Origin of the sequence: Salinibacillus kushneri (assembly GCF_900111405.1) — a bacterium.
Taxonomy (GTDB): Bacteria; Bacillota; Bacilli; order Bacillales; family Alkalibacillaceae; genus Salinibacillus; species Salinibacillus kushneri.
This window is the reverse complement of record NZ_FOHJ01000004.1, coordinates 134305-160222: the sequence shown is the minus strand read 5'-3', so window position 1 is coordinate 160222 and position 25918 is coordinate 134305. Positions and strand designations below refer to the sequence as shown.

The 25918-nt window shown below is 37.0% G+C and carries 26 protein-coding genes; 6 read left to right on the top strand and 20 right to left on the bottom strand.

Annotated features, from left to right (window positions below):
- Nucleotides 1–135: 135 nt before the first annotated feature.
- The 9 genes from BMX63_RS07405 to nikB all read right to left on the bottom strand — a co-directional run bounded on the left by BMX63_RS07405 (nt 136) and on the right by nikB (nt 9788).
- A complete protein-coding gene (locus BMX63_RS07405; protein WP_245732766.1) occupies nt 136–1380 on the bottom strand; it encodes a TolB family protein in 1245 nt (414 codons plus the stop codon).
- Nucleotides 1381–1537: 157 nt separating this feature from the next.
- Nucleotides 1538–2068 (bottom strand): chromate transporter, encoded by a 531-nt coding sequence (locus BMX63_RS07400; protein WP_093133526.1) that lies wholly within the window; start codon nt 2066–2068, stop codon nt 1538–1540.
- Entirely contained in the window at nt 2065–2676 is a 612-nt protein-coding gene (locus BMX63_RS07395) for a chromate transporter (protein WP_093133523.1), read from the bottom strand. Before BMX63_RS07395 ends, BMX63_RS07400 begins: the two co-directional genes overlap by 4 nt.
- Nucleotides 2677–2765: 89 nt before the next feature.
- A complete protein-coding gene (locus BMX63_RS07390; RefSeq protein WP_093133520.1) occupies nt 2766–4379 on the bottom strand; it encodes a gamma-glutamyltransferase family protein in 1614 nt (537 codons plus the stop codon).
- 39 nt (nt 4380–4418) lie between these two features.
- A complete protein-coding gene (locus BMX63_RS07385) occupies nt 4419–5390 on the bottom strand; it encodes an ABC transporter ATP-binding protein (RefSeq protein WP_093133518.1) in 972 nt (323 codons plus the stop codon).
- Nucleotides 5365–6366 carry an ABC transporter ATP-binding protein gene (locus BMX63_RS07380; RefSeq protein WP_093133515.1) on the bottom strand — a complete coding sequence of 334 codons (1002 nt, stop codon included), beginning with the start codon at nt 6364–6366 and terminating at the stop codon, nt 5365–5367. The genes BMX63_RS07385 and BMX63_RS07380 overlap by 26 nt, the downstream gene beginning before the upstream one ends.
- Nucleotides 6367–6373: 7 nt before the next feature.
- A complete protein-coding gene (locus BMX63_RS07375) occupies nt 6374–7912 on the bottom strand; it encodes a glutathione ABC transporter substrate-binding protein (protein ID WP_245732765.1) in 1539 nt (512 codons plus the stop codon).
- Between the two features lie 19 nt (nt 7913–7931).
- The gene (locus tag BMX63_RS07370) at nt 7932–8795 is read right to left on the bottom strand and encodes an ABC transporter permease (RefSeq protein WP_093134069.1); all 864 of its coding nucleotides are present in this window, start codon (nt 8793–8795) and stop codon (nt 7932–7934) included.
- A 51-nt stretch (nt 8796–8846) separates the two neighbouring features.
- Nucleotides 8847–9788: a nickel ABC transporter permease gene (nikB, locus tag BMX63_RS07365; RefSeq protein WP_093133513.1), complete on the bottom strand. Its 942-nt coding sequence runs from the start codon at nt 9786–9788 to the stop codon at nt 8847–8849.
- Between the two features lie 306 nt (nt 9789–10094).
- Here nikB and BMX63_RS07360 point away from each other — a divergent pair, with 306 nt between their 5' ends.
- On the top strand, nt 10095–10544 hold the full coding sequence (locus tag BMX63_RS07360; RefSeq protein WP_093133510.1) for an Lrp/AsnC family transcriptional regulator: 450 nt from the start codon (nt 10095–10097) through the stop codon (nt 10542–10544).
- Between the two features lie 93 nt (nt 10545–10637).
- On the opposite strand, the gene scpC is transcribed toward BMX63_RS07360, so the two are convergent.
- Together scpC and BMX63_RS07350 are read right to left on the bottom strand one after the other, a co-directional pair.
- Entirely contained in the window at nt 10638–12149 is a 1512-nt protein-coding gene (gene scpC, locus BMX63_RS07355) for a succinyl-CoA:acetate CoA-transferase ScpC (RefSeq protein WP_093133508.1), read from the bottom strand.
- Nucleotides 12150–12278: 129 nt separating this feature from the next.
- Nucleotides 12279–12941, bottom strand: coding sequence for a LytTR family DNA-binding domain-containing protein (locus BMX63_RS07350; protein ID WP_425441462.1), 663 nt, complete (start codon nt 12939–12941; stop codon nt 12279–12281).
- A 130-nt stretch (nt 12942–13071) separates the two neighbouring features.
- On the opposite strand from BMX63_RS07350, the gene cypC reads away from it, so the two are divergent.
- Nucleotides 13072–14328, top strand: a complete 1257-nt coding sequence (cypC, locus tag BMX63_RS07345; protein ID WP_093133503.1) for a CYP152 family fatty-acid peroxygenase CypC — start codon at nt 13072–13074, stop codon at nt 14326–14328.
- A gap of 43 nt (nt 14329–14371) precedes the next feature.
- Here the strand turns inward: cypC and BMX63_RS07340 are convergent, their stop codons facing one another.
- Nucleotides 14372–15163 carry a GNAT family N-acetyltransferase gene (locus BMX63_RS07340; RefSeq protein WP_093133500.1) on the bottom strand — a complete coding sequence of 264 codons (792 nt, stop codon included), beginning with the start codon at nt 15161–15163 and terminating at the stop codon, nt 14372–14374.
- A gap of 161 nt (nt 15164–15324) precedes the next feature.
- On the opposite strand from BMX63_RS07340, the gene BMX63_RS07335 reads away from it, so the two are divergent.
- The gene (locus tag BMX63_RS07335; RefSeq protein WP_093133498.1) at nt 15325–15795 is read left to right on the top strand and encodes a hypothetical protein; all 471 of its coding nucleotides are present in this window, start codon (nt 15325–15327) and stop codon (nt 15793–15795) included.
- A complete protein-coding gene (locus tag BMX63_RS07330; protein WP_093133495.1) occupies nt 15795–16295 on the top strand; it encodes a hypothetical protein in 501 nt (166 codons plus the stop codon). Before BMX63_RS07335 ends, BMX63_RS07330 begins: the two co-directional genes overlap by 1 nt.
- A gap of 249 nt (nt 16296–16544) precedes the next feature.
- On the opposite strand, the gene BMX63_RS07325 is transcribed toward BMX63_RS07330, so the two are convergent.
- Both BMX63_RS07325 and BMX63_RS07320 read right to left on the bottom strand, forming a co-directional pair.
- Nucleotides 16545–16838: a DUF3219 family protein gene (locus BMX63_RS07325; protein WP_093133492.1), complete on the bottom strand. Its 294-nt coding sequence runs from the start codon at nt 16836–16838 to the stop codon at nt 16545–16547.
- 120 nt (nt 16839–16958) lie between these two features.
- Complete coding sequence (locus BMX63_RS07320) at nt 16959–19091, bottom strand: ATP-dependent Clp protease ATP-binding subunit (protein ID WP_093133490.1); 2133 nt, start codon at nt 19089–19091, stop codon at nt 16959–16961.
- Nucleotides 19092–19295: 204 nt separating this feature from the next.
- Between BMX63_RS07320 and BMX63_RS07315 the strand changes: the two genes are divergently transcribed.
- The gene (locus BMX63_RS07315) at nt 19296–19916 is read left to right on the top strand and encodes a trimeric intracellular cation channel family protein (RefSeq protein ID WP_093133487.1); all 621 of its coding nucleotides are present in this window, start codon (nt 19296–19298) and stop codon (nt 19914–19916) included.
- Between the two features lie 40 nt (nt 19917–19956).
- Here BMX63_RS07315 and BMX63_RS07310 read toward each other — a convergent pair whose 3' ends face one another.
- The 5 genes from BMX63_RS07310 to BMX63_RS07290 form a co-directional block, all read right to left on the bottom strand.
- The gene (locus BMX63_RS07310; protein WP_143060125.1) at nt 19957–20616 is read right to left on the bottom strand and encodes a DUF3889 domain-containing protein; all 660 of its coding nucleotides are present in this window, start codon (nt 20614–20616) and stop codon (nt 19957–19959) included.
- A gap of 610 nt (nt 20617–21226) precedes the next feature.
- Nucleotides 21227–21562 (bottom strand): redoxin domain-containing protein, encoded by a 336-nt coding sequence (locus BMX63_RS07300; RefSeq protein ID WP_093133485.1) that lies wholly within the window; start codon nt 21560–21562, stop codon nt 21227–21229.
- 18 nt (nt 21563–21580) lie between these two features.
- Nucleotides 21581–21745 carry a hypothetical protein gene (locus BMX63_RS18000; protein ID WP_177167234.1) on the bottom strand — a complete coding sequence of 55 codons (165 nt, stop codon included), beginning with the start codon at nt 21743–21745 and terminating at the stop codon, nt 21581–21583.
- 33 nt (nt 21746–21778) lie between these two features.
- Nucleotides 21779–22762 (bottom strand): ring-cleaving dioxygenase, encoded by a 984-nt coding sequence (locus BMX63_RS07295; RefSeq protein ID WP_093133482.1) that lies wholly within the window; start codon nt 22760–22762, stop codon nt 21779–21781.
- 204 nt (nt 22763–22966) lie between these two features.
- The gene (locus BMX63_RS07290; protein ID WP_177167233.1) at nt 22967–23845 is read right to left on the bottom strand and encodes a gamma-glutamylcyclotransferase family protein; all 879 of its coding nucleotides are present in this window, start codon (nt 23843–23845) and stop codon (nt 22967–22969) included.
- Nucleotides 23846–23944: 99 nt separating this feature from the next.
- Between BMX63_RS07290 and BMX63_RS17995 the strand changes: the two genes are divergently transcribed.
- Nucleotides 23945–24142 carry a hypothetical protein gene (locus BMX63_RS17995; protein WP_177167232.1) on the top strand — a complete coding sequence of 66 codons (198 nt, stop codon included), beginning with the start codon at nt 23945–23947 and terminating at the stop codon, nt 24140–24142.
- 382 nt (nt 24143–24524) lie between these two features.
- On the opposite strand, the gene BMX63_RS07280 is transcribed toward BMX63_RS17995, so the two are convergent.
- A complete protein-coding gene (locus tag BMX63_RS07280; protein ID WP_093133478.1) occupies nt 24525–25781 on the bottom strand; it encodes an NAD(P)/FAD-dependent oxidoreductase in 1257 nt (418 codons plus the stop codon).
- Nucleotides 25782–25918 lie beyond the last annotated feature (137 nt).

The window sequence follows — 25918 nt, the reverse complement described above, 5'->3', positions numbered from 1 at the left end:
CTTCATATTATCACTGGTAGTGAAATTTAGTCAAATTGATATTTGAATATTTCGACAAACATTTCCGCTTTCTTAAGAAATTCTCACTAAATGCACGAACAGTTGTATCCTGTGCTATAAAGTAAGCAACAGGCATTATGGGGTAAAAATAGCTATATCTTCCACATTTTCAAGCCAAATTTCTGGATTCTTCCCTTTTTGATCAGCTAGCCAGACATTTTTATCTGTGTCGGTTAATGACTTTCCCCGAAACCATACAAGCGTTTGTTTAGAGGGGATATACGTAGGTTTATAATCCCCATATTTTTCCGGTGGATTTGTCAACGTCTTTTGTTGATCCTGCTTCAAATCAATATAGTTAAGCTTGGCTAATGGATGTTCTCGTGGTTCATTTGACCATTCCTTTTCTTCTACTCGGGAAGTTACAAGAGATTGATTATCTATCCAAGTAAAATCAAGCTCCGCATAATTCTTGGGTGTTAAAGACTGATTTACAGGCATTTCTTTTATCTTTAAGTCTTTATCCTTAAATCCTAATACAATCCTGCCACCACCTGCAATATACGCAAGTCTGTCTTCAGCTGGTGCCCATTTCGGATTTCCAACACCAAGTATGACTTCATCAAGAACTTCAAAATGAGATCCATTACGATTCATCAAAGTTAGCATATTGCTATCCATGGACCATGATGCAGTAGGAGAAATGATAATCGATGACCATTTTCCACTAGGTGAAAAGGCAATGTGGTTCGCACCAATCGATAAAATAGATTGTCCACCCTTCTCTATTTCTTTGGGGATAGTTAATAATCGTTCAATATCCTTATGTATCTGTACTTTACTTAACGGCCTTGTTAAATACTTTTTATAAATAATCGGACTGGTCCAACCATCTGGTAATAAATCTGCCTGTGATGACAGAAGAAAACCACTTCCATCTGGCAACCATTGATAGCTGTTAACCCCAAGCTCAATATTGTAGAATCGATCCAGATCAGAAATGTTTAACACTTCATCACTTTGAAAGGCGATGAGATTTTTATGTGGTGCCCACTTGGGATTTTGTCCATCATAAAAAACTTTTTTCTGTTTTCCGGTTTTAATATGATAAACCCATATTTCATTCTTGGTTCGATTATTTTGGTCTGTTTGTGAAGATTTTTGATAAAGGATGTATTTCCCATCATGTGACCACTGTGGTCCAAACACATTTCCTGTATCAGTAATTTGTATTTCCTTATTATCTTGATAAAGCCATAAATCGCTATCACGAATAAAAGCTGCATTTATATCTTTATCGACTGCTTTTTCATTAGCCGAAATAACTGTTGTTAAATTAGGTAGCATCAAGAAAGTTATCAGCAAAATACGTCCAATCAAAAAATCACCACCTATAACGGATACTCTCTATAAGTATTTATCATTGGTGGTGATTTTAAAACCTGTATATTCTTTTATCCCAGTATTGTGTTAAAGCCTCCCTTTTGATTTTCTACCAAGTTGCCTGGAGCGGAAATCATTACCTATTTTTAACAGCCTATCCTAAAAAGAGTGCCCCATATCCTAATGCCCCTAAAATAACAAAGGCTGGATGTACCTTCACCTTCTCCAATAAAATGTAGCTTACAATTGATAGAAATAGTGTATGCCATATCCCGGACCCATCAAAAGCAGTATGGAAAAAATCAAAGGCCATAATCCCGAGTAGAATAGCAATCGTCGGCAAAATTAATGCCGTAAGCCTTCTTACACGAGGAGAATCCTTAAATTTTACGAATACATTGAGTAACGTAATCATTAAAATAAGAGATGGACCAACGATAGCTAATACACCAATAATAGCTCCCGGAATTCCTCCCTGATTAAAGCCGATGAAGCCCGCCATCTTGGTTGCTATAGGACCTGGTAATGCGTTGGCCATAGCCAGCATTTCACTAAAATCATTTACTGTCATCCAGCCAAATCGATCCACCACTTCATTTTCCACAAGAGGAATCGATGCAGGACCACCACCATAACCAAGGATACCGGGAATAAAAAAGGCTACAAATATATCCCATAAGATCATGAAGACTGTCCTTTCTCTGCTGATTTATTCTCATTTGCTGTTTCCTGTTTTCCCTTTTTATCATCTGACTCTTCTTGTTTCGCTGGTTTGAAAAGAGCATATAGCAAAATAACGGCAATCAGAATAGCAGGATGAACTCCGAGCCATTCAATAAGAATTAAAGAAGCGATAAGCAATCCTATAGTTATAAGCCATCCGTTTGCTTTATGGGATTTTTTAATAAACCCATAGGTTAGTAATGCCAGCATTACCCCTACAACAGGAACTACCGCCTCTGTCATACCGTTTACCCAGGCCAAATTACTAAATGATGATAAGAAAGTCAGCAATATGATAATTAAAAAGATAGTAGGAACGATGGTCGCTAAAACCGCATTAACCATTCCCAAAATACCAGAAACCCGATAACCGATATAGCCTGCCATTTTGGTTGCAATAGGTCCTGGTAAAGAGTTCCCTAACGCTAAAATATTGGCAAATTCTTCATCATCCAACCATTTATATTTTTCTACAACTTCCTTTTGTACAAGAGGAATGGACGATGGACCTCCCCCATAGCCGAATATTCCAACACGGAAAAAGGCTAAAAAAAGGTGCCATTGTGTCATAAATAAAACCTCCGAACGAACAAATTAGACACACACATCAAGTTGTGATACTATATTTCGAAATGACGATAGATGGTAGATTGTATTTCTTAGTAGGAAGCAATGGTGCCATCCGTTCTGGACTCCGTCCCTCCGTATAGTGTACCTGTCTCGTTGTCTTTCCATATCATTTGCCCTCGGCCAAAAGCCCCTTTCTCCAATTGCACTTGAATTTCATGACCTTTTCTAACCAGGGATTCTGCAATATGGGATGGAAAAGTAGATTCCACGGCTATCATTTTCCCTTCTATCCATTGCCACCTCGGTGCATCTAGAGCAGCCTGGGGATTTAAATGAAAATCAATTGTATTCATCAGTACTTGAACATGTCCTTGAGGCTGCATAAAACCTCCCATGACACCGAATGGACCAACAGGATTTCCGTTTTTTGTTAAAAAGCCAGGAATAATCGTATGATATGTCCTTTTTCCTCCTTTTAATGCATTATCGTGCGAAGGATTAAGCGAAAAGTTATGTCCGCGGTTTTGCAAAGCAATCCCAGTATTCGGTACAACTAAACCAGAACCAAATCCCATATAGTTACTTTGAATAAAGGATACCATATTTCCTTCTTTATCAGCTGTTGCCAGATAGACGGTCCCTCCTTTAAGTGGTTGACCTGGCTCTGGAGTGATAGCCTCATTCCTTATTAATTTTCGACGTTCTTCCGCATATGTATCATTTAGCAGCTTATTAACAGAATGCTTCATATCCTTTTCTTCTGTAATATAAGTTTGACCGTCTGTAAATGCAAGTTTCATAGCCTCCATTTGTTTATGATATGTATCCGCAGCTTCTTTTTCCGTAAACGAAAATCCTTTTAAGATATTTAATGCCATTAGTGCAACTAAACCCTGCCCATTCGGAGGAATCTCCCAAACATCATATCCTCTGTAGTTTACAGAAATCGGATTTACCCACTCTGGTTGATAGGAAGCAAGATCTTCTTTGGTTAAGAATCCACCATGCTTTGCGGAGAAGGCTGAAATCTGATTGGCAATTTCCCCTTCATAAAATGATTTGGCTTTTGTTTGCCCGATTGATTTTAACGTATTGGCATGACCCTTTGATTGCCATACTTCCCCAATTTCCGGCACCTTTCCATTGGGGGCAAATGTGTCAAACCAATGTTTAAACTCATCACCATCCAGTACCTCTTTATATTTTTTATAAGCTTTTTTCCAGAACTTTCCCAGGGTTGGAGAGATTGGATAGCCAATTTCTGCATAATCGATGGCAGGTTTCAGGATTTCTTTGAATGGCAATACTCCAAATTTATCCGATAATTCTGCCCATGCCCCAGGTGCTCCTGGAACGGTAACAGGAATCCATCCATATGCAGGCATTTTACGATGCCCTTTTTTCTTTACTTTTTGAATAGAGATAGATTTAGGAGATGGCCCGCTTCCATTTAATCCGTACAACTTCCCTTTAGTCCATACTAAAGCAAAGGCATCACTTCCTATCCCATTTGATGTCGGTTCCACGACGGTTAATGCGGCAGCTGTGGCAATGGCTGCGTCAATGGCATTTCCTCCCTGCTTCAAAATATCAAGTCCAGCTTGAGCTGCTAAAGGTTGAGATGTTGCAACCATACCACGATTGGCAACTGTTGTCATACGCTGAGAAGCATAGGGATAATTCAAATAATCAAATGCTTTCATCATCAAATTCCTTTCTTGGCAATAAGTTTACTTTCTATATTACACTTCATGACAAGCAACAAAATGTCCTTTTTCCACTTCACGCCATTCAGGGATTATATTTTTACATTTTGCTGTTGCTAAAGGACAGCGTGTGTGAAAGGGACAACCACTTGGGTAATTAGACGGATTAGGAAGGTCTCCTTCTAATTTTATCCGTTCTTTCTTTTTCCCGGGAATTGGTCTGGGTATAGCAGATAGCAAGGCTTTTGTGTAGGGATGTAAAGGATTATTATATAATTGATTTGCTGGTGCCAATTCAGCTGCAGCTCCTAAATACATCACGAGAACACGATCACATACATGACGGACTACTCCCAAATCATGAGCTATAAATAAATAGGTCAATTGATGAGACTCTTGTAATTTCTTTAATAGTTTAATAATTTGAGCCTGAACGGACACATCAAGGGCTGAAACAGCTTCATCACATACAATAAAGGTTGGATTAAGAGCAATAGCCCGGGCAATACCAATCCGCTGCCTCTGCCCTCCACTAAACTCATGTGGATAGCGTTCATAATATTCTTCTTTTAATCCTACTTCAGTTAATAACTTCCGAACCCGTTCTTCACGTTCTCTCTTAGACAAATTTGTATGAATAATGAAAGCTTCTTCAATCGCATCCCCAATTCTTTGACGAGGATCGAGGGAGGCAAATGGATCTTGAAAAATCATCTGCATTTCTTTTTTAAATTTCTTTAACTGTTTTTCGGACAGTCCCCCGATATTTTCACCTTTAAATGAAATCGTTCCTTCTGTTAATTCTTCAAGACCAAGAACTGTTCGTCCAAACGTCGATTTACCACAACCGGATTCGCCCACAACGCCAAGCGTTTCTCCTTCATAGACATCAAGACTTATGTTTTCAACTGCTTTGACATTCCCTGAAGTACGTTTTAAAATACTGCTTTTGATTGGATAATATTTTTTCAAATCTCTAATTTCAAGAAGTGGTGGTTGACTTGTCATTTATGTTTGCCTCCTCTTGTAACCAGCATTTTGAAGTATGATTTTCATTTACATGGAAAATCGGTGGAGCTTGTTTGCGACATTGCTCTGTCGCCAATGGACAACGAGGATGAAAACGGCAACCTTCAATTTTTTCATTTACATTCGGTAATGTACCTGGAATGGACTCAAGGGTATGTTCGTCATCTTCAACATTTGGCACAGATGCCAGTAATCCCTGAGTATAAGGGTGTTTAGGATGATTAAAAATCTCTTCTACTTCACCTATCTCAACCACTTCTCCAGCATACATAACCATTACTCTGTCTGCGATTTCGGCTACCACTCCCATATCATGGGTAACAAAAATAATCCCCATATCCATTTCCTGCTTTAAATCCTCGATTAAATCAAGAATTTGTGCTTGAATGGTAACATCTAAAGCAGTCGTCGGTTCATCTGCTATTAATAAAGAAGGTTTACAAGCTAAAGCCATGGCAATCATAACACGCTGTCTCATTCCACCACTTAATTCATGAGGATATTGCTTTACCCTTTTTTTCGGATCAGGTATGCCGACTTTATCCAGTAATTCCACAGCTTTTTGGTTCGCCTCTTTTCTGCTTAACTTTTGATGGATATATAATGGTTCTCTTAACTGGTAGCCAACCGTAAACACAGGATTTAAAGCGGTCATAGGTTCCTGAAAAATCATAGACATCCTATTTCCGCGAAGCTTGCGAAGCTCATCTTGTGATTTTCCGGTTAATTCATCAGAATCCAGCTTAATGAAAGATTCTTCAGCGATTTCACCGTTAGCAGGCAATAATCCCATTAGTGATAATGAGGTAATACTCTTTCCACATCCAGATTCTCCAACAATACAGAGGGTTTCCCCTTTATGAACCTGAAAGGAAATATCACGAACAGGGGAGAGTTTCCCCTCACCTGTTCGAAATTGAATCTTTAAGTTTTGAACATCCAGTAATTGTTCCATTCTAACCCTACTCTCTACTAACGCTATATAGTTTCCATTGTCCGGTAGCATCTATTTTCAAGCCTTTAACGTCGTCTAGATAAGCAGCTGATACCACGCCATGATTCATTGGAATCATCACAGCATCTTCAATGGCAATCATGTTAGCTTTGTGAATACTCTCCAAGCGCTCGTCCTCATTAACATTTGTACGAGATTCATCAACTAATTGATCAAATTCTTCATTGTTATATCTTAAGCGGTTAGACCCCCCTATGTTGTCAGAATGGAGATTTGGATAGAGCAACTCGCTTCCATCACCTGTGCTGTTCGTCCATCCCATAAAGGTTATTTCAAAATTACCTTCTCTTGTCGTATCTAAGAATGTACCCCATTCCATTTGTTCAATGTTCACATTTAAACCAATTTCGGATAACTGCGCTTGAACAATTTCTGCCATTTTTAAATAGCTGCCTGTATTTGCTGCCAATAAGGTGATTTCCTGATCAGCATAACCATTATCCTTCAGCATTTGTTCTGCTTTTTCTGGATCATAATCATATCCTGCATCTTTAGCTTCTTCCTTATAGCCAAATACTTTCGGGCCTACAATACTATCGTTTTGAATACCTAAACCATTTAATTGTTCCACATAGACGTCGGTATTAAGCGCGTGAGCTATAGCCTGACGAAATGCTAAATCATTAAATGGTTCTTTTTCCATATTAAATCCTAAATAATAGACAGGCGTTCCGGCTTGTTTTTGAATCTCTGCATTTTCAATAGATTGAATGCGCGATAATTGCTCAGAAGGCAACCCATCAATAAAATCAACTTCCCCTGTCTCCAACATAGAAACAGCCGTTGAGTATTCAGGAACAACCTTTAAAGTAACGGTTTCTAGTTTTGGTTGTCCCTGCCAATAATCAGGATTTCCCTTCAATGTGACATGATCACCTTGAACCCATTCCTCAAAAACAAATGGTCCGGTTCCTACAGGATTCTTATTTAAATCGCCTTCTTTATCTGCTTGTGGGCTTACAATCGCTGCGTTTTGATGTGATAGTGCTGCAAGCAGGGCGCCATATGGATATTTCGTATGAATGACTACGGTATATTTATCCTTTACTTCTACTGATTTTATTGGTTCTAATAAAGATGCCCTGGGTGCGGCACGATCAGGATCAACAAATTGATCAAATGTATATTTTACGGCTTTCGCATTAAAATCAGTACCATCGTGAAACGTAATGCCTTCTTTTAATTTTATAACCCAAGTATTTTTATCTGGATTTTCATAGGATTCGGCTAATAGTGGTTCAATCTCCATTGTCTCTGGATTTCTTGTAAATAAGGTTTCATAGATTTGTTTAATCATATTATTCGATACAGAATCATTGGTATCGATTGGAGATAACCCAACAACGTCTGAAGTACTAGCATAGGTTATTTCTTGTGCTTTTTCACCATTTTCACTGGCGTTATCTGAATTTGATGGATTACTACAGCCTGTTACGAGAACAACCGATAGTAATATAAATAAGAATACTTTCATTTTGTTATTCATTGTTATTCCCCCTCTTCCATTATTCCGGATATTCCATATTTGGATCTAATGCATCACGAAGTCCGTCACCAACTACATTAAATGCAAAAACAACAAGCATGATGGCAATTCCTGGAACGATTGTCATATGCGGTGATGTCCACATATAATCCTGGCCAGCTGAAATCATCGCTCCCCACTCAGGAGATGGTGGTTGAGCACCCAGCCCTAAAAAGCTTAATGCGGAAGTAGATAAAATCGTTGTTGCCATACGCATTGTTGCAAAAACAATAATAGGCGCAGCACAGTTTGGCAGTATATGTTTTATAATGATTCGGGAATCTTTAGCACCAAGTGATTTCATAGCTAAAATGTACTCCTGCTTTTTTACAGACAATACACTGCCGCGAACGATTCTCGCACATCCCGGTATAGACCATATACTAATCGCGATAACAACATTTACTATGCTGGTTCCTAACATTGCGATAATTAACATCGCCAGCAAAATACCTGGAAATGCGAATAATAAATCAACAAATCGCATGATTATTCCATCTAATCGTTTATAATAGCCCGCAAGTAATCCCAAAGTAATACCACCAGCTAAACCAATCACAACAGATATTATACCTACAACAAGAGAAATTCTTGCGCCATATACAAGCCTTGTCCACATATCTCTGCCATAATTGTCGGTTCCCAGCCAATGTCCTTCTGAAGCTATAGGTAATTCAGTGGCCTCTAAAATTTGTTCATCTGGTTCATAGGCAACAATAAAGGGTGCAAAGATAGCCATTAATAGTTGAAGTGTAATAATCATTAAACCAAAGACAGCGAGCTTATTTTTAATAAGCTTACGAAAGACCTGGACAACCTGACTTTCTTTCTTTTTAGGTTTCATTTTCACTTGTTGCTCCGTTACGATTTCTGATGCCACTTTTTCACCCTCTTTCTACTCATAGCTAATTCTTGGATCAACCATTGCGTACACAATATCAACAATTAAATTAACAATGACAAATAACGCAGCGACAAGTAACACGGTTCCTTGTACAACCGGAAAATCGCGTGAGGCTATTCCGTCAATCATGAGTCGCCCAATTCCATTAATGGCAAAAACCTGTTCTGTAATAATGGTTCCCCCCAGCAAGGATCCAAAGTTCACACCAATTACAGTTATCACCGGAATCATGGCATTTCTTAGCGCGTGAAGCCATATAACTGATTTTTCTTTAACACCTTTGGCTCTTGCTGTTCGAATATAGTCCGATCGAACAACTTCAAGCATCGTTGATCTACTCATTCTTGCAATCATAGCTGCCGAAGCTGTACCAAGTGTAATAGCAGGTAAAATTAATTGCTTCATACCCTCTAACGTATAAAAAGGTGCATTTAATCCTCCAACAGGTAACCATCCTAATGTTACAGAAAAAACGAGAATTAACATGGAACCTAACCAAAAATTTGGAATTGATATACCAGCTAGAGCAATTGTTGTACTTGAAAGATCAAACCACGAATTTTGCTTAATAGCTGAAATAATTCCTGCAATAACACCAATCACAACAGCGACAATCATACTGGCAATAGCTAAATTAAAGGTATTTGGAAATCTGGTAATAATAGCAGCTGTTACAGCCTGATTTGTTTGGTAGGAATAGCCAAGGTCTCCTTGTACTACTCCTTTCATATAATCAAAGTACTGTACAAGGACTGGTTTATTCAGACCTAGATCTTCTCGAATAGCCTCCATGTCCGATTCACTTGCTGTTGGTCCTCCGATAATGGCAGCTGGATCACCCGGAGCCAGGTGCATACTCATAAAAACAATTAAAGAAATACCAATCAGCAGAATAAGTAGTTGAAAAAACCTTCTGACAATCAGACCAAGCACATTCTCCCCCCCTTTTTTAGAATAAAATATGTAAGTGCTTTCTCGTTTTTAATTTCTTTACATTAAAAGCGAGGTATTAATATATTCAAATGTTAATCAATTATTTGAATTAACTTAACATTTGAATAATTATGTAATATTTGAAATTATAATGCAATATTCTGAAAAATGAAAGGGTTTTTTACAAAAAAATATAATTTTTTGCCCAATTCATTGTTTTCTAATAATTATTTACGGATTAGCAAAATCTTTAGTATAATTTATCTGTCATACCAATGGTCTAGTTCTTTATTAAGGGGGGACAAAATGCAATTAGATACAATTGATAAACAAATTTTAGACCTATTAATAGCTGATGGAAGAAGATCCTACACAGATATCGGTAAAGAACTTAAAATTTCCCGTGTAGCTGTACGTTCTCGCGTCAATCATCTTATCGAAGAGGGAATTATTGAAAAATTTTCTTGTGTGGTAAATAGCGAAAAGGTTGGTAAAACCGTTTCAGCTTTTTTTGAGGTAGATTGTGAGCCTGGAAGTCTGGTAGAAGTTGCGGAAAATTTAGCAAATAACCCGAGCGTAGCAAGCTGTTACCAAATGACAGGTCCCAGTACCTTACATACACATGTTTTAGTAGATGATTTTACCCAATTGGAAAATTTTATAAATGAGGAGCTTTATAGTTTGAAAGGGATTACAAGAGTGGAAAGTAATATCCTTTTACGCCGTTTTAAAAGTAGAAATGGGCTTAAGCTTTAACCTGTCCGTCTATCCTGTGTTCCTTCTAAACCATACTATTCTCATCAAAACATAACTGCCTGGTATCTTAAGATACCAGGCAGTTTTCTGAAATTACACGTTTTCTTTAACTTTTTCCTGCATCGTTCCCTTTTCCGCAAAAGCTGTATGCCAGGAAAAAGCCTTTTCTAAGATATGAGGCGTTTGTCCGCCATTTGATAAGGCTTCATAATAATAATCCCACAGCTGTTTTCGATACATTGGATGTGCGCATCTTTCAATAATGAGTTCCACACGTTCTCTCGGTGCTAAGCCTCGTAAATCCGCATAGCCTTGCTCTGTAACCACAACATCAACATCATGCTCTGTATGATCGACATGAGATACAAAAGGTACAACACTAGAAATATCGCCGCCTTTTGCAATAGACTTCGTAACGAAAATAGCTAAACGAGCATTTCTTGCAAAATCTCCCGATCCCCCAATTCCGTTCATCATTTTCGTACCTAAAACATGTGTTGAATTTACATTTCCGTAAATATCGAATTCTAATGCTGTATTAATGGAAATAAGGCCGAGTCTACGAATAATTTCAGGATGGTTTGATAATTCCTGGGGGCGCATAATTAATTTGTCACGATACTTCTCAAAATGATGAAAAACATGTTTCATTTTTTCTTCGGATAGTGTAATGGAACAACATGAAGCCATATTCACTTTTCCTGCATCAATTAGATCAAATACTGCATCCTGTAAAACTTCTGAATAAACTTCTAAATTCTCAAATTCGGAATGTACCATACCGTGTAACACGGCATTGGCAACAGATCCAATTCCTGACTGTATGGGGGCTAAACGATTGGTTAATCTTCCAACCTTAATTTCATTGCGTAAGAAAGCTATTAGGTGGTTTGCCATTACTTGGGTATGTTCATCTGGTGCCACTATCGTAGACGGTGAGTCCGTTTGGTTCGTAAAAACAATTCCCTTAACTTTGTCTTGATCAATTGGAATTCCGATTGTCCCTATTCGGTCACTTGGATTTGTTAATGGAATCGGTGAACGTTCTCCCTGTTTTTCTAAACTATATATATCATGTACCCCTTTTAGTTTTTCTGATTGGGCTAAATTAATTTCAATAATAATATTTTTAGCCTGCTCAGCAAAAATTTGTGAATTTCCAATTGATGTAGTTGGAATCACCATGCCATCTTCTATAGAAACCGCTTCCAAAACAGTGTAATCTATTGCTTCGATCACATTCCCCCTAATGAATTCTGCAGTATGTGATAGATGGTGATCTACAAAGAAATGGTCCCCTTGATTGATTTTCTTTCGCATAGTTGGATCAGCTTGAAAAGGGAGTCTTTTATTTATAATTCCAGCTTCAGCAAAAAGTTTATCGATATCTGAACCTAAAGATGCACCTGTAAAGACATTAACCTTAAATGATTCTTTTTCAGCTCGGTTTACCAGGGCAGTCGGAACCGCTTTCACATCACCAGCACGTGTAAAACCACTCAAACCAAGCGTCATGCCATCCTGAATCCAGGAAGCTGCTTCATCTGCTGAAACAACTCTCTTTTGCAGCTGAGGATCCATTATGCGCTCATAGTTGCTTTCCATGAATTCAACCCCCTTCAGTCTTAACTTTAAGAATATTTTAACTTATGAAAGGGCTTTATTGAGATTTTTGAAGAGGGTCAGAAAAATCGTGTTTAAAAGCATAAGATTTTTGTTTAACCTAGAATATTTTTAAAATCCTAAAAGTTTTCGAAAATAACTGGAATAAGATTGACTGACCGGAATGGAAGTACCATTTTTCATTTCTAAAACAAAAGTCGAATGTGTATCTGGATAAATTTCCTTAATATGATGGACATTAACAATAAAAGAACGATGACAACGAATAAAGGTTTCCCTTGGCAGAATATATTCAAATTGTTGTAAAGCCTTATTATGTACGCCCGTAAATTTATCAGTAAATACATAAGTTTTTCTGTCTCGAACCTCTAAAAACATCACATCAGCAAAAGGTATAGGCTTCCATCCATCCAGGGTTTTGACCGTAATTACAGATTTACCCTCGGTTAATGCGGGATAGATAGCTGTTACACACCCAACAATAGCATTACCTTCAAAATAAGGTACAGCCATACCATGATAAGGAATACCAAAAACATTACGATCTATAAATTCTGAAACTTTTTGTCCGGTTGAAAATGCCTTATCGGTTATCGTTCCTTTTTTTATAGGATCTCCAGCAGAAATCTTTAAATCAATTCGTTTACTAGGCCGGTAGTAAATATACTCTTTTGTGTTTGATACCGCTATGGATACTTCATCTGAAAAAAGTTCACCAAAAACATTGAGCAGTGAATCTATTGTGAATTTTTCCAAGTATATCTCCTCCTCCATGATGTCCATTTTAATTGTTTACAAATGGAAAAATTCCAGAAGCTTTTTTTAATCCCTATTATAACGTAAATATGAAAAGATTTGGGAAACGCTAATGAATAGAAAAACTTTTAAAAGGAGTCGAGCTAACATGGAGTCAAATGAGCATATCCCTAAAGAGCAAGGACCTGATCACAGCCTCTCCTTATTACAGGATGGGTATCTTTTCATTAAAAATCGTGTTGAGCAATATGATTCAGATATTTTCGAGACAAGGATACTTGGGAAAAAGGTGGTTTGTATGTCAGGGGCTGATGCTGTCAAAGTTTTTTATGATCCGAATCGATTTCAGCGTAAATGGGCAGCCCCCTATCGTATACAACAAACCTTATTTGGGGTAGGAGCTATACAAGGAATGGATGGTGAAGCGCATCGAAAGCTTAAAAATCAGTATCTTTCTCTCATGACCGTTCCTGAGCAAAAACGGATATCCGAACTAATGACGCAAGAACTTCAGTCAATGGTATCAAAATGGGAGTTAGCTGATAGAATCATTCTGTTTGAGGAAATGAAGGTGATCTTATGCCGGATAGCTTGTCAGTGGGCTGGTGTTCCTTTGCAAGAGGAGGAAGTGTCAGATATTGCCGATGATTTAATTGCGATGATTTATGCATTTGGCCGGGTAGGTCCAGAGCATTGGAAAGGAAGATCAGCAAGAAATCGTACAGAAAATTGGATGAAGAAAATCATTGATGAGGTTCGGGCTGGTAACTTGACTGCTGAACCACAGTCAGCTCTTTATGCTATGGCCTTTTATAAAGACCATAATGACCAGATAGTCCATTCTAAAAAAGCAGCTATCGAACTGCTTAATGTTATTCGACCTATTGTTGCTATTTCAACTTATATTACCTTCTCCGCTGTTGCGTTACATGAAAATCCTGAAACTAAAAACTGGCTTCAGTCAGGTGGAATGAAAGAGCTCGAGATGTTTACCAATGAAGTTCGACGCTTTTATCCATTTGGACCGTTTCTCGGAGCAAGAGTCAAACAGGATTTCACCTGGAAAAATTATGATTTTAAAAAAGGCACACTCGTTCTTTTAGACATTTATGGCCTCAATCATAATCAGCAAATATGGGAAAATCCTAATCAGTTTAATCCGAACCATTTTAATAATTGGGAAGAAAACCCATATACTTTTATCCCCCAAGGTGGCGGTGACCCTGCTAATGGGCATCGGTGTCCTGGAGAAGGTATTACCATTGAAGTGTTGAAAGTGAGCCTTGACTTTTTAGTCAACAAAATCGACTATGAAGTTCCTGCTCAGGATTTAAACTATTCATTAGATGAAATGCCAACGTTACCCAAAAGTGGATTTATTATGACAAAGGTAAGGAGGAAATAACAAACAGTAAGGGCTGATTTTTAGATATCAGCCCTTATTCGTTTTATCGAAACTCACTCATAACCCATTTGCCTATATCAACAAATCCAAGTCTTTTATAGATTTTCCCTGCTTCAGGGTTATCATAAAAAAGACATAAATGCTTCCCTTCACTTAGCAATTCTTTACATAAAACCGTCATACATGCACTTGCATAGCCTCTTTTTTTGTATCCTTCCAGTGTGCAAACGCCGATGACCATTGCGGAAAATTGGTTCTCTGCCGTTGTCATGGCTGAAGAAACCATATGGTCTTTATTCTCAATATAAAAAGTCCGGGACACCCCTGCTTCCATGTTCTGAATAATACTTTTTCCTTCTGGATCTCTATTAGGGAAATCAGCAATCTGTCTATGAAGTTCAACGATACGAGGGACATCATTTATATTAGCCTTTTTCACTTCAACATCAGGGATTTGTATTTCCTGTAACGCTTCACATTTAGCATAATATGTCTCCCTTGTTTGATTTGGTTTTTGTTGTAAGTGAGGAACCACTTTCTCCACAATAGATGATATTCCTGAAACTATTTTATCAGGACGCTTATCTTTATCAATTAGGCGTGCAATTCCTTGCGCATCAAATTTACCGGGAGCGTAGACAATATAATTTTGTCGATATCTTAATAATACAGATTGCAAGTGACCTTGTTCATCAAAGTCCCCCCATAAGTCCTGAAACTCTTCCTGAAAACCAAATGCTTCAATATCCCCTATAATAAATAAATTTTCTGCCGGCTTTTCATTAACAAAAGCTAAACAAATATCTCTGTCTTTTTCCGTCAGTGCCCGTATCACGGATTCCTCACCCCTTTTTAAATTAAATTGTTTTAATATTACCAGAATTTCTATATTTTACAAGGGGAATTTATGAATTTTTTATTTACGTTAGAGAATAAAATGAATCTGGCGTACAAACTATAAATAGAGAACATAATGTTGTAGTGTGAGTTGATGATATGAAACTTATTATAACAATCATTTTTACCCTTATTTTACTAATGGCTTCTGTTATTGCCAAAAAGAAATTAAATGCCCTTGAAAATAGTTTCCTTTATATGCTGATTTTCTTCTGCGTTACAGGATATACAGCCATTTATTACATTAATCTAAAAGTATGGTCTATTTCGGAAGAGACAGATTTGTTTATTATTTACCGGATTTATGAGTTTATTATTCCGCTAATTTGCTTATGGTATTTTAATTTGTTGAACACTTTTCGTTCTCTTTATAAAAAAAGTCTTATTCTTCTCTTGTTTTTAGGAGTCTTACTTATCATTCAGCGAGTAATGATCTATTGGGATGTTATTTCCTATAATAAGTGGGCATATTGGCAAACGATTTTGACTTATTTGGTCCTCTTAGTTGTCATTCGTTTCCTTCATCTTCTGTTTAAGCATCTATTACAAAAGGAAGGAATATTTATTTAATGACATTACCAGAAAATTTTGACCAGAATGAATGGTTCATCATCATAGGAGTTGTCATAACTTATACACTTGTTATTCTTTTTCCTAAGCGATTTCCGTTAAGTATGGTCATTTTAGTCATGTTATTTGCTATTATATGCGCCCGAGTAACCGATCATATGATGGCTTCTCCGGCTGTAAACTATTATGACATAATGGATACAGGAAGTTATGAACTATTTGATTTATTAGTGTATATCTTTTATGCTCCTTTTTCCTATTTTTTTGTTTATTTCCTTGAAAAATTTAAGATAAGAGATTACTGGCAGATTGGATATATAATCTTATGGTCTTTTATAGCTATCGGTTTTGAAAGTGTAAACGTCTATTTTGATGTATTTAATTATCATGAATGGCGTTTGACTTATTCCTTTCCTATGTACTTTGTTATACAAATTATGACTATGTTATTTTATTACTTTATCAAACACCATTATTATCTTTTAAAGAATAAACAATGAGTCATTTTTCCAGCCTCTTTTATAAATAGGAGAATCTGTACCTCCATTTACATCTATACTTTTTATTTGATATTTATAAACCAAATGTCTGATTCTTCAATAAGTTTTAACGATAGAACGATTCTGAATTGGGAAGGAATAGAGTTTTTTTAAGTTTGTCCCAGAGCATACTTCGGATGGCTATTTTTACTACTCTAACCTCCATTAAAAAATGTAAGGAAGGCTTAAAAATCTTCCTTACATCAACCATTATGAGGGCTTTTCGACTAATTCCAGATGATAGTCTCCAACCGCACCCACTTCATATAAATTTGTGATTGAAGTAGAATACTTATGAATGGTCCCGGAAAACTCTAATTTTTCTTCCGGAATCTTTATTATAAAATCATTTTCATAAAGTTTTGTAGTCACGTGATGATAATCCTCACTTCTCACTTTAAAATCCACTATAAGTTTATGTAATTCTTTTCCCTTTAACTGAACCTTCTTACATTGTAGTGTTTCAGCATTTAGGATTAAGTCATCAAGCAAAACTTTTTTCATATTTTTCTTCACTCCCATTCTATTATACTCATTATATGTTCTTTTTTATATCACAAATTTGCCGATAAAAAAAGAGATTGACCCTCCCCTCGCCGGTTTGGGTCAACCTCTAATGCAAGTTTATTTTACAACAATTTTATCGTCCTCAACAGTTACTGTAAGTTGTTTTGATGCGTTCTCTTCAAGGAGTACATCGGCTATTTTGTCCTCTACTTGTTCCTGGATAACTCGACGAAGAGGACGAGCACCAAAGGCAGGATGATATCCTAATTCAATTAATTTTTCTTTAGCCATTTGGTCCATACTGATTTCAACCTGCTGTTCTTGTAATTGATTTCTTAAATCATTTAGCATTAAGTCTAAAATCGCTAATAAATGGTCTGTTTGTAGTTCATTAAACTCAACAATGGAATCAAATCGATTTAAGAATTCAGGTTTAAAGTATGAGCCTAGTGATTCTAATATATGACTTTCCTTTTCTAAATCTTCTCCTACAGTATTGAAGCCAACTGTGACTTTCTTATCTGTAACACCAGCATTACTTGTCATAATGAGTACAGTGTCTTTAAAGCTTACGGTTCTGCCTCTGCTATCTGTAAGACGTCCATCTTCAAGAATTTGCAAGAACATATGCTGAACATCAGGATGTGCCTTTTCAATTTCATCAAGTAAAATGATGCTATAAGGATTGCGACGTACTTGTTCGGTTAATTGACCAGCTTCATCATGACCAACATATCCAGGAGGTGAACCGATTAATTTAGAAACAGAGTGTTTTTCCATATATTCACTCATGTCAAGACGTATCATCGCTTCTCTTGACCCAAAGATTTCTTCAGCAAGTGATTTAGATAGCTCTGTTTTTCCGACACCGGTTGGACCGACAAATAAGAAAGATCCAATAGGTCGGGATTGTGATTTTAGTCCTGCACGGCTGCGACGAATGGCTTTAGCTACTTTTTGTACAGCTTCATCCTGACCAATTACTTTTGAACGCAAATTCTCTTCAAGATGCTTCATTTTCACTTTTTCATTTTCCTGAAGTTTACCAACAGGAATGCCTGTTTTGGCTTCAATTAGGCTTGTAACAAAAGCTTGATCAACAACACCAGCCTCTTGAATATCATTTGCTAATTGCTTTTCAAGCTCAGCTTCCTGGTCACGTAATTTTGCTGCGTCTTCATAGCGTTCTTCACTCGTAGCCTTGTCCTTTTGTTTACGAATGGTATTGATTTTCTTTTGAATAGCAGTCTTTTCTGTACCTTCTGATAAGAGATTTACTTTAGAACCTGCTTCATCTAACAAGTCAATCGCTTTATCTGGAAGGAATCGGTCCTGAATATACCGATCTGAAAGCTTGGCACAGGCCTCTAACGCTTCTTCGGTAAATTTCACTTGATGATACTCTTCATAGCGTGATTTAAGACCATTCAAAATTTCCAACGTTGCATCAAGAGACGGTTCCTCCACCATAACAGGCTGGAAACGACGTTCTAAGGCTGGGTCTTTTTCGATTTGGCGGTATTCATTAAGAGTTGTTGCTCCAATAATCTGTAATTCCCCACGAGCAAGTGCTGGTTTTAGAATGTTACCAGCGTCCATGGAACCTTCAGCTGATCCTGCCCCGACGATCTGGTGTACTTCATCGATGAATAGAATCACATTTTGACGAGATTGCAATTCTTGAATGATTGCCTTCATACGTTCTTCAAAGGATCCCCTAACACCTGTACCAGCAGTTAGGGAAGAAACATCCATTACGTATACTTCTTTATCCAATAATTTAGATGGTACATCACCCTCTATCATTTTCAAAGCCAGTCCTTCAGCAATGGCTGTTTTACCTACACCTGCCTCACCAATAAGTACAGGATTATTTTTGTTACGTCTATTTAAAATTTCAATAACTCGTTCAACTTCTTTGTTACGACCAATCACTGGATCTATTTCTCCATTTTTCGCCTGATCGGTAACATTACGACCAAATTGATCAAGAACACCATTGCCACCATTCTGTGATTGAGTGTGGGCAGATTGTTTCATAGCAAAGGATGAACCATTTGCATTTTCCATTCCCTTGAACAATTCATCAAATGGGAATCCTATGCCACCTCCAAAGTCTGATGGCATTTTATGTTTTGCCTTTTCTTTTTCAAAGCATGATGGACACATTTTAATAGTTTTCTTTTCATTATTCATTTGTGTATAGACATTAATCTTTGCTTCATTTTCCTGACAAATATCACAAAGCATCAATAAAACCTCCTTTTGAGATTTCTTTTCTTTGACCTTTTTTGACGTTACACCTTTATTATAGTTTGACCTTTTTTGACTTTCAAGATATTTGTTTATGGAAATTTTTGTAAAGCTGGAAGTCCCTCTTAAAATAATAGTGTAAAGAGAATAACCACTGTGTTACGATAAATAAGTCATCAATTAAGAAAGGACTTCATAAAAATGACATGGGAGATATTTAATGCGATTGGTACTATTGCTTTTGCGATAAGTGGGGCTATTGTAGCTTTAGAAGAGGAGTATGATATTTTAGGAGTATATGTTTTAGGAATGGTAACGGCATTTGGGGGAGGAACCATCCGTAACCTATTAATAGGTATTCCCGTTTCAGAGATTTGGGATCAAGGCCCCTTGTTTATAATGGCCATTACGGTTATTACATTTGTTTTTTTATTTCCTATGGGTGCTTTAAAACAATGGGGAAAATGGGGAACCTTTACAGATGCTATCGGTCTATCCACCTTTGCTATTTTAGGAGCATTGTACGCTACGGAAATGAATCATCCTCTTAGTGCCATCATTATGGCTTCCCTTCTTACTGGAAGCGGAGGCGGTATAATCCGGGATTTACTAGCTGGAAGGAAACCGGTAGTTTTAAGAGAAGACATATATGGAGCATGGGCTATGCTTTCAGGTCTATTAATTGGTATTGGTGCTGTAAACCAGACGTGGGGAATATATTTCTTATTTATCTCAGTAGTTACACTCAGGATGTTAACAGTCAAATATAATTGGAAGCTTCCTCACCGAACAATTAAAAATCAGCAGGATGTAAATATGTGAAAAGCTTGATTCGAATTTGGGAATCAAGCTTTTTCAGTTCTTACATTTCCCTTATATCAAATGAAGTTACCCGGTTGGTATTGGGATTATAAACAACTGTACCTCGAACTGTTATCAATTCTTGCGGCGATTGCAGATAATAATCATAAACTTCTCTTATTTGTGTATTGGAAATTTGTGTTTTTTCTACTGATTGATAATCGGTCACATTATAGTTTGGGTAAGCAGTCTGTGTCACTTCTAATAAATATTTCCCCCATTTTTCCTCTTCTATCTGGGGTGAAGGTGTGATCTGAATGTCTAAAACGCCTACTTGAGGGTTTGCTCCCAATGTCTCAAAGGCTCTTCTATGGAGATTGATACGATTCACTGGATACCCTTGAACTTGGTCAACAATGGTAACAATTATTTGTCTCTGATTATTTGGGTTGACGATTTTTAACATTTGCCCACAGCGATAGGGTGAATTTTGACTGACTGCTGCAGTCATATACTCATTCGCAGACCATGGAATGCCACACTTCGTAACCTGTCCTCCGTCTGTCCAAGTTGCCTGTCCCTGGATAGTTTGCTGCCGTTCTATATTCATGTAGGAGGCTGGTACACTTTGTATTGAATCATACGGGGATGGTGCATAAGGATACGAATAATAGTGTGGATGAGTATGAGGAACAAATCGATAAGGAATATTTGTATACATATTTTCTCCTCCTGTCGTAATTCTTCTGCTCTTTTCTAGTGTATGTATGTGGGTGTTTGACTTGTGACAGGTATTTAGCAGTTCTTGTAAATAATACAGTGCCAGAAAGTATCCAAACATTGTGAAGGTTAATTTTTAAGTCTGAGTATAGTTCTTTGAAGTGGAACTCCTCCCACACTAACGTTCCTTTCAATGAATAAATACGTTTGATTGTCGATGGTAAATATGCTGTTTCCTTTGTAATAAACCTCTCTTCCCTCATCTTCCAAAAAATTGATAATAGCCATTATATACTCTTTATGATTAAAATACCGTTCCTCAAAGTCAATGACAATATCTCCTTTTTTATAACCCGCTAGTTAAATGAGACGAGAAGACCGAAACACGAAATGATAAAAACAAAATGAATCACCTTCATTTATACTCTCCCCCTTTTGTTACTAAATTTACGAAAATTCTAATTCCTGAGTTTAAAAAGAAATAGATGCTTATTGATTTAGCAACCAACAAAATATATAAAAACAAAAAAACTGACGCAAATAAAAACGCGTCAGTTTTCTTTAATCGAAGACACTTGAAAAACGGTTCATATTGTTATGAACTTGTACAACTATTTTTCCGTAAAGTTTTCATATTGCTCTTCAATGTCATTTAAGGTTTGATCTATCTCTTCTCCCCAATGATCATTCTTTGTCTGGAAAATAACATTTCCTTCAGAATCTAACATTCCATAACCACGATAAGCGACATCCCCATTTTTCATTCCCATCTTATCAATAACCTCCAGATTTGGGTCTGAGATAATTGGTAAGCTTTCACCGAATACTCGGTTAATCTCATCGTATAGAATCTTCTGCTCTTCAACAGTATCTTTACTAATTATATATGTGTCTACATTCATATCGAGATTATGAAGTCTGTCCAGGTTTTTATGCAGCTGCACCAGCTGCTGTTGACAAAGTCCTCAGGTGTAGGTGGTTATAAAGAAAAACAATACAGGCTTGTTTCCCGGAATCGTCACATCCTCGCTTGCATGATTTTGCAATGTAATCGGATCATCAATTGCCGGTGCACATGCTTCTAAAAGCATTATGATTACAAATAATAATGCAGTTACCTTCCTTCTCATTGCGATAAAATACCCCCTTCCTGTCATAGGAAACTATTCATACTCCTTTGTAAATTCTTTCGTACTCCTAATTGTATCTATTGGACGTACCATTTTTTCAATTTCTTCCCGTTTTGATTCTAAAAATGGTGGCAGGGAAAGTTTTTCTCCAAGCGTTTCATACGGTTCATCACCCATAAACCCAGGTCCATCCGTAGCAAATTCAAATAAAATTTGCGGAGCTACATTAGCATATAATGATTCAAAGAAATAACGATTAACATAACCTGATGTACGGAAACCAAATTTCCCCATACGATCAATCCATTCTTCTAATACTTCCCGATCTTCAACACGAAAAGCTGAGTGGTGAACGGTTCCGTAACCTTGTCTTGCCTGAGGAAGAATAGTGTTATATTCTACAATCACTCTCGCTCCATTTCCCCCTTTTTCTACTTCAAATAAATGTAACGAACCCTCCTGATCAATTTCCTTAAAGAGAAGAACTTTTTCCATCATCTTTTTAAAGTAGTCAAACTGATCTACACGTACGTGAATGGGCCCCAATCCCGTGATTGCATATTCTAATGGAACAGGACCTTTTTGCCAAGGAATTCCTGCTTCCACTCCATCAAGATTTTCGTCAGACACTAATTGATATTGCTGATCATCAAAATCTACAAAGGAAAGAGTCTTCACACCAAATTGTTTCTTAATTCCTGAATGTTTTACATCCAGGCGATTGAATCGTTTTACCCAATAATCCAAGGCCTTATCCGAAGGTACACGAAAAGACGTTTTATAGATTTCATTTGTTCCATGCACCCCTTTTGGAATACCTGGAAAGTCAAAGAAAGTCATATCAGTACCTGCATTCCCCTCATCATCAGCAAAAAATAAGTGATAGGTTTGAATATCATCCTGATTGACTGTTTTTTTGACCAGCCGCATCCCTAATACATAGGTGAAAAATTCATAGTTTTTTTCAGCGCTGCTTGTAATTGCTGTCACATGGTGCATTCCTTTTATACCGTTCATGCTTATACCCCCCATTAAAACCATTAATAATCATTTAAACCTACTATCTTAAAATCTATTATCTCTAATTCGAAATAAATATATCATGATTCCTTCATTGTGTCAAAACCATTACGGTTTCTTTGATACAGATAATTTTCTGACCAGTCCTTTATCCTTATAGGTTTGTTCTATTAATTTCTTTCTTAATCAAGCTATAATCAATTATTCCATTCGTATATCCATATTAAAGTGAGACCTCAATCTATCATTAAGTTTATTAAAATAGGTTCTACTGACATAAGGATGTGCCCCGCGGAGAATTTCTTTGGCGTAATGTTCAGGCGGAGCCAGTTCTGACTCTTTATTGCTGACTAAAAATGTTAAGACATCCGGATAAAGTACCTCTTCAATCTCTACATCAATAAAAGCTGGTCTGTATAAACCCGATGCTACCCCTTCTCTTTTCATTAAATAATGTAAAGCTTGTTGATTAATCTTATAAACCTTTCCCTCAACCCAATCGTTATCATATACTTCTACCATATCAGCTCTTCCTCCATCAGGACGCTGAATACGGTATTCCAGAGTAAAATTTTTCGCAATTCCGCATCCCATGATTTCCTGGAACAGATGATTGACTCCGGCTATCTGAAATCTTTCATGGTCCATACAGGACCCGTAAGCCAAATAAAGAAAATCATTTCTATGTTCCAACAAGCGATGACATTTCCAATTACCTGAATCAATTTTTTCCAATTTTTCTCCCTGTTCTTCTGTATATAAATAAATAATGGCATTCATAGAACCTTGATCGGTATAGACTTTTGCAGTGTCTCGATTGTAATGATTCTCTCTCTCATTACCTACATAGCCTTCCAGTTGATCCAATAACTTCAGCTTATCTGAAGAAACCTCATAAATTTCTCCATATACTCTGTTGTGGCTGTTTCTTATAACAGCTGGATATCCTCTTTTGGTATCGTAAAGATTTCCCAACACCCATGCTTGTGTTGCTATACAGTTATCGCCTAAAAGATAATGTTCATTTCGTTCGTGTTTACGAAGGGTTCCGTAAACAAATACATGATGCATAGTTGTCATAACTAAACCCCCGTGAAATGTTTTAATATATATGGATAATAGACAATTTTCAGAAAACATTCAAGGGAGTTGATGTAAAAAAACAAGGATGACTCGAAATTGAATCATCCTTGTTATAGACAACTTATTGTTGTTGATTATTTTGCTGTTGCTGGGCCTGCTGCAGCTGTTGAGTTGCTTGTTGCAATTGCTGCTGAGCCTGTTGAAATTGTTGCTGCTGTTGAGGCTGAGCTGATGCTTGAGCTTGTTGAACTTGTTGTTGTGCTTGTTGCAGCTGTTGCTAGGCAGCTTGAATAGCTTGAGGATTTGCCTGTTGGGTAGCTTGTTGTACAGCTTGTTGAGCCTGTTGCACAGCCTGCTGAGCCTGTTGTGCTTGTGGTTGTTGATTTTGTGCCATAAAAGAAAACCTCCTAAGTAATATCTGATTTACTTTTTTAGGTTTTCTAATATTGGTTTTATCATACATACTTTGGTAAATTACATCGATTAAATTCCAAAAAAATACGCATACCAGAAAAATATGGTATGCGTATTTTTTTATTTAACGAAAATCCCTGTTATTTTCGATTTCTCTAGAAACAAGTACATAAAAGACTGTAGAAATCAGCGAAATCAATGTTAAACAAAACGTACGTTTCCCTTTCATATCTTTATTCCCTCCTAGATATTGTGTCTAAGTTTAAAAGAGTTTAAGCCTTCCTTTTTTAAGTATTAATCGTGGGCCACCTAATAGGAATAAATACCGGTTATCTACCACATTTTTCATGGTTTTGGCTGGTTTACCAAATAGCTGGCGATCAAATACCGTTCCAATAGCCTCAGATCCACCAAGTGAAGCAACAGTTCCTTTATTATCAAATTGATATTCCTGCATAGGTCCACCATAAATTAAGGATTTAATATTGTACGCTGCAGTATCCGCCTGCTGCATAGCATTTTGAGCATTTGGGGGATATGGACGATCATTTTCTTTATCCATTGCCCATGCACAGTCACCCAAAATAAAGATATCTCTATATCCTGGGGCACGTAAATCATTATTGACCGTTACTCTTCCTTTTGTAATTTCGAAGCCTGATTCTCCCAATATGGAATTGGCTTGTACACCACCAGTCCATACCACGGTTCCAGCTTTGATTTTTTCTTCATCCTCACCAACTACAAAGCCATCTTCCTTACATTCCTTAATCATTGTACCTGTTCTAAATTCAACCCCACGAGCTTCCAATGATGCTTTTGCATAAGAAACCAATTCCTCATCAAATCCTGGAAGAATGCTTGGAGCTGCTTCAACATTGATGATACGTGCTTTATAACGAGGAATGTCATACTTCTTACATAATTTTTTAACACTTTCCGTAAGCTCTCCAACATATTCGATCCCTGTAAATCCTGATCCACCTACTAAAATGGTTAATAAATCCTCATTATTGCCTTCTTCATTCTTATAACGTGAAAACTGATATTCAATATGGTCGTAAATGAGACGACTTGAATTAATCGTTTGTATTGAAAAGGCATTTTCTTTCATTCCAGGAATACCAAATGTTGCACTCTCAAATCCAAGACCTACAACAAGAATGTCATACTGTAATTCTCCACTTTCAAGAATAACCGTCTTTTCATCTTTTTTAATTTCAACTACAGAATCCTGAATGAATTTTACTCGATTTTTCGTATCAATGACATCACTAATCATCATACGTACCTGGTTTTGATTAATGGTTCCAGCTGCTACCTGGTGCAACCAAGTTGTTTGATAATGATAGTTATGTTTATTGACTAGAACAATTTCTGCTTCTTCTGGACGTAGAAGCTTTGTTAATTTTTTGGTGGTCATCATTCCAGCATAGCCAGCTCCCAGAACGACGACTCTTGGTTTCTGATTACTCAAAATAAATCCCCTTCCTCCATTTGATTTACTTCTTTGAATCATCCTAAAGTTTTCATAAAAAAACCCTATTATTACTTTATCAATAATTGAACATATTTTGTAGTCAAAACCACTATCTTTTCATAACAGTCCCCTCCATTTGTCATACTAAAAATGCGATACATTCCCAATATCCAGGG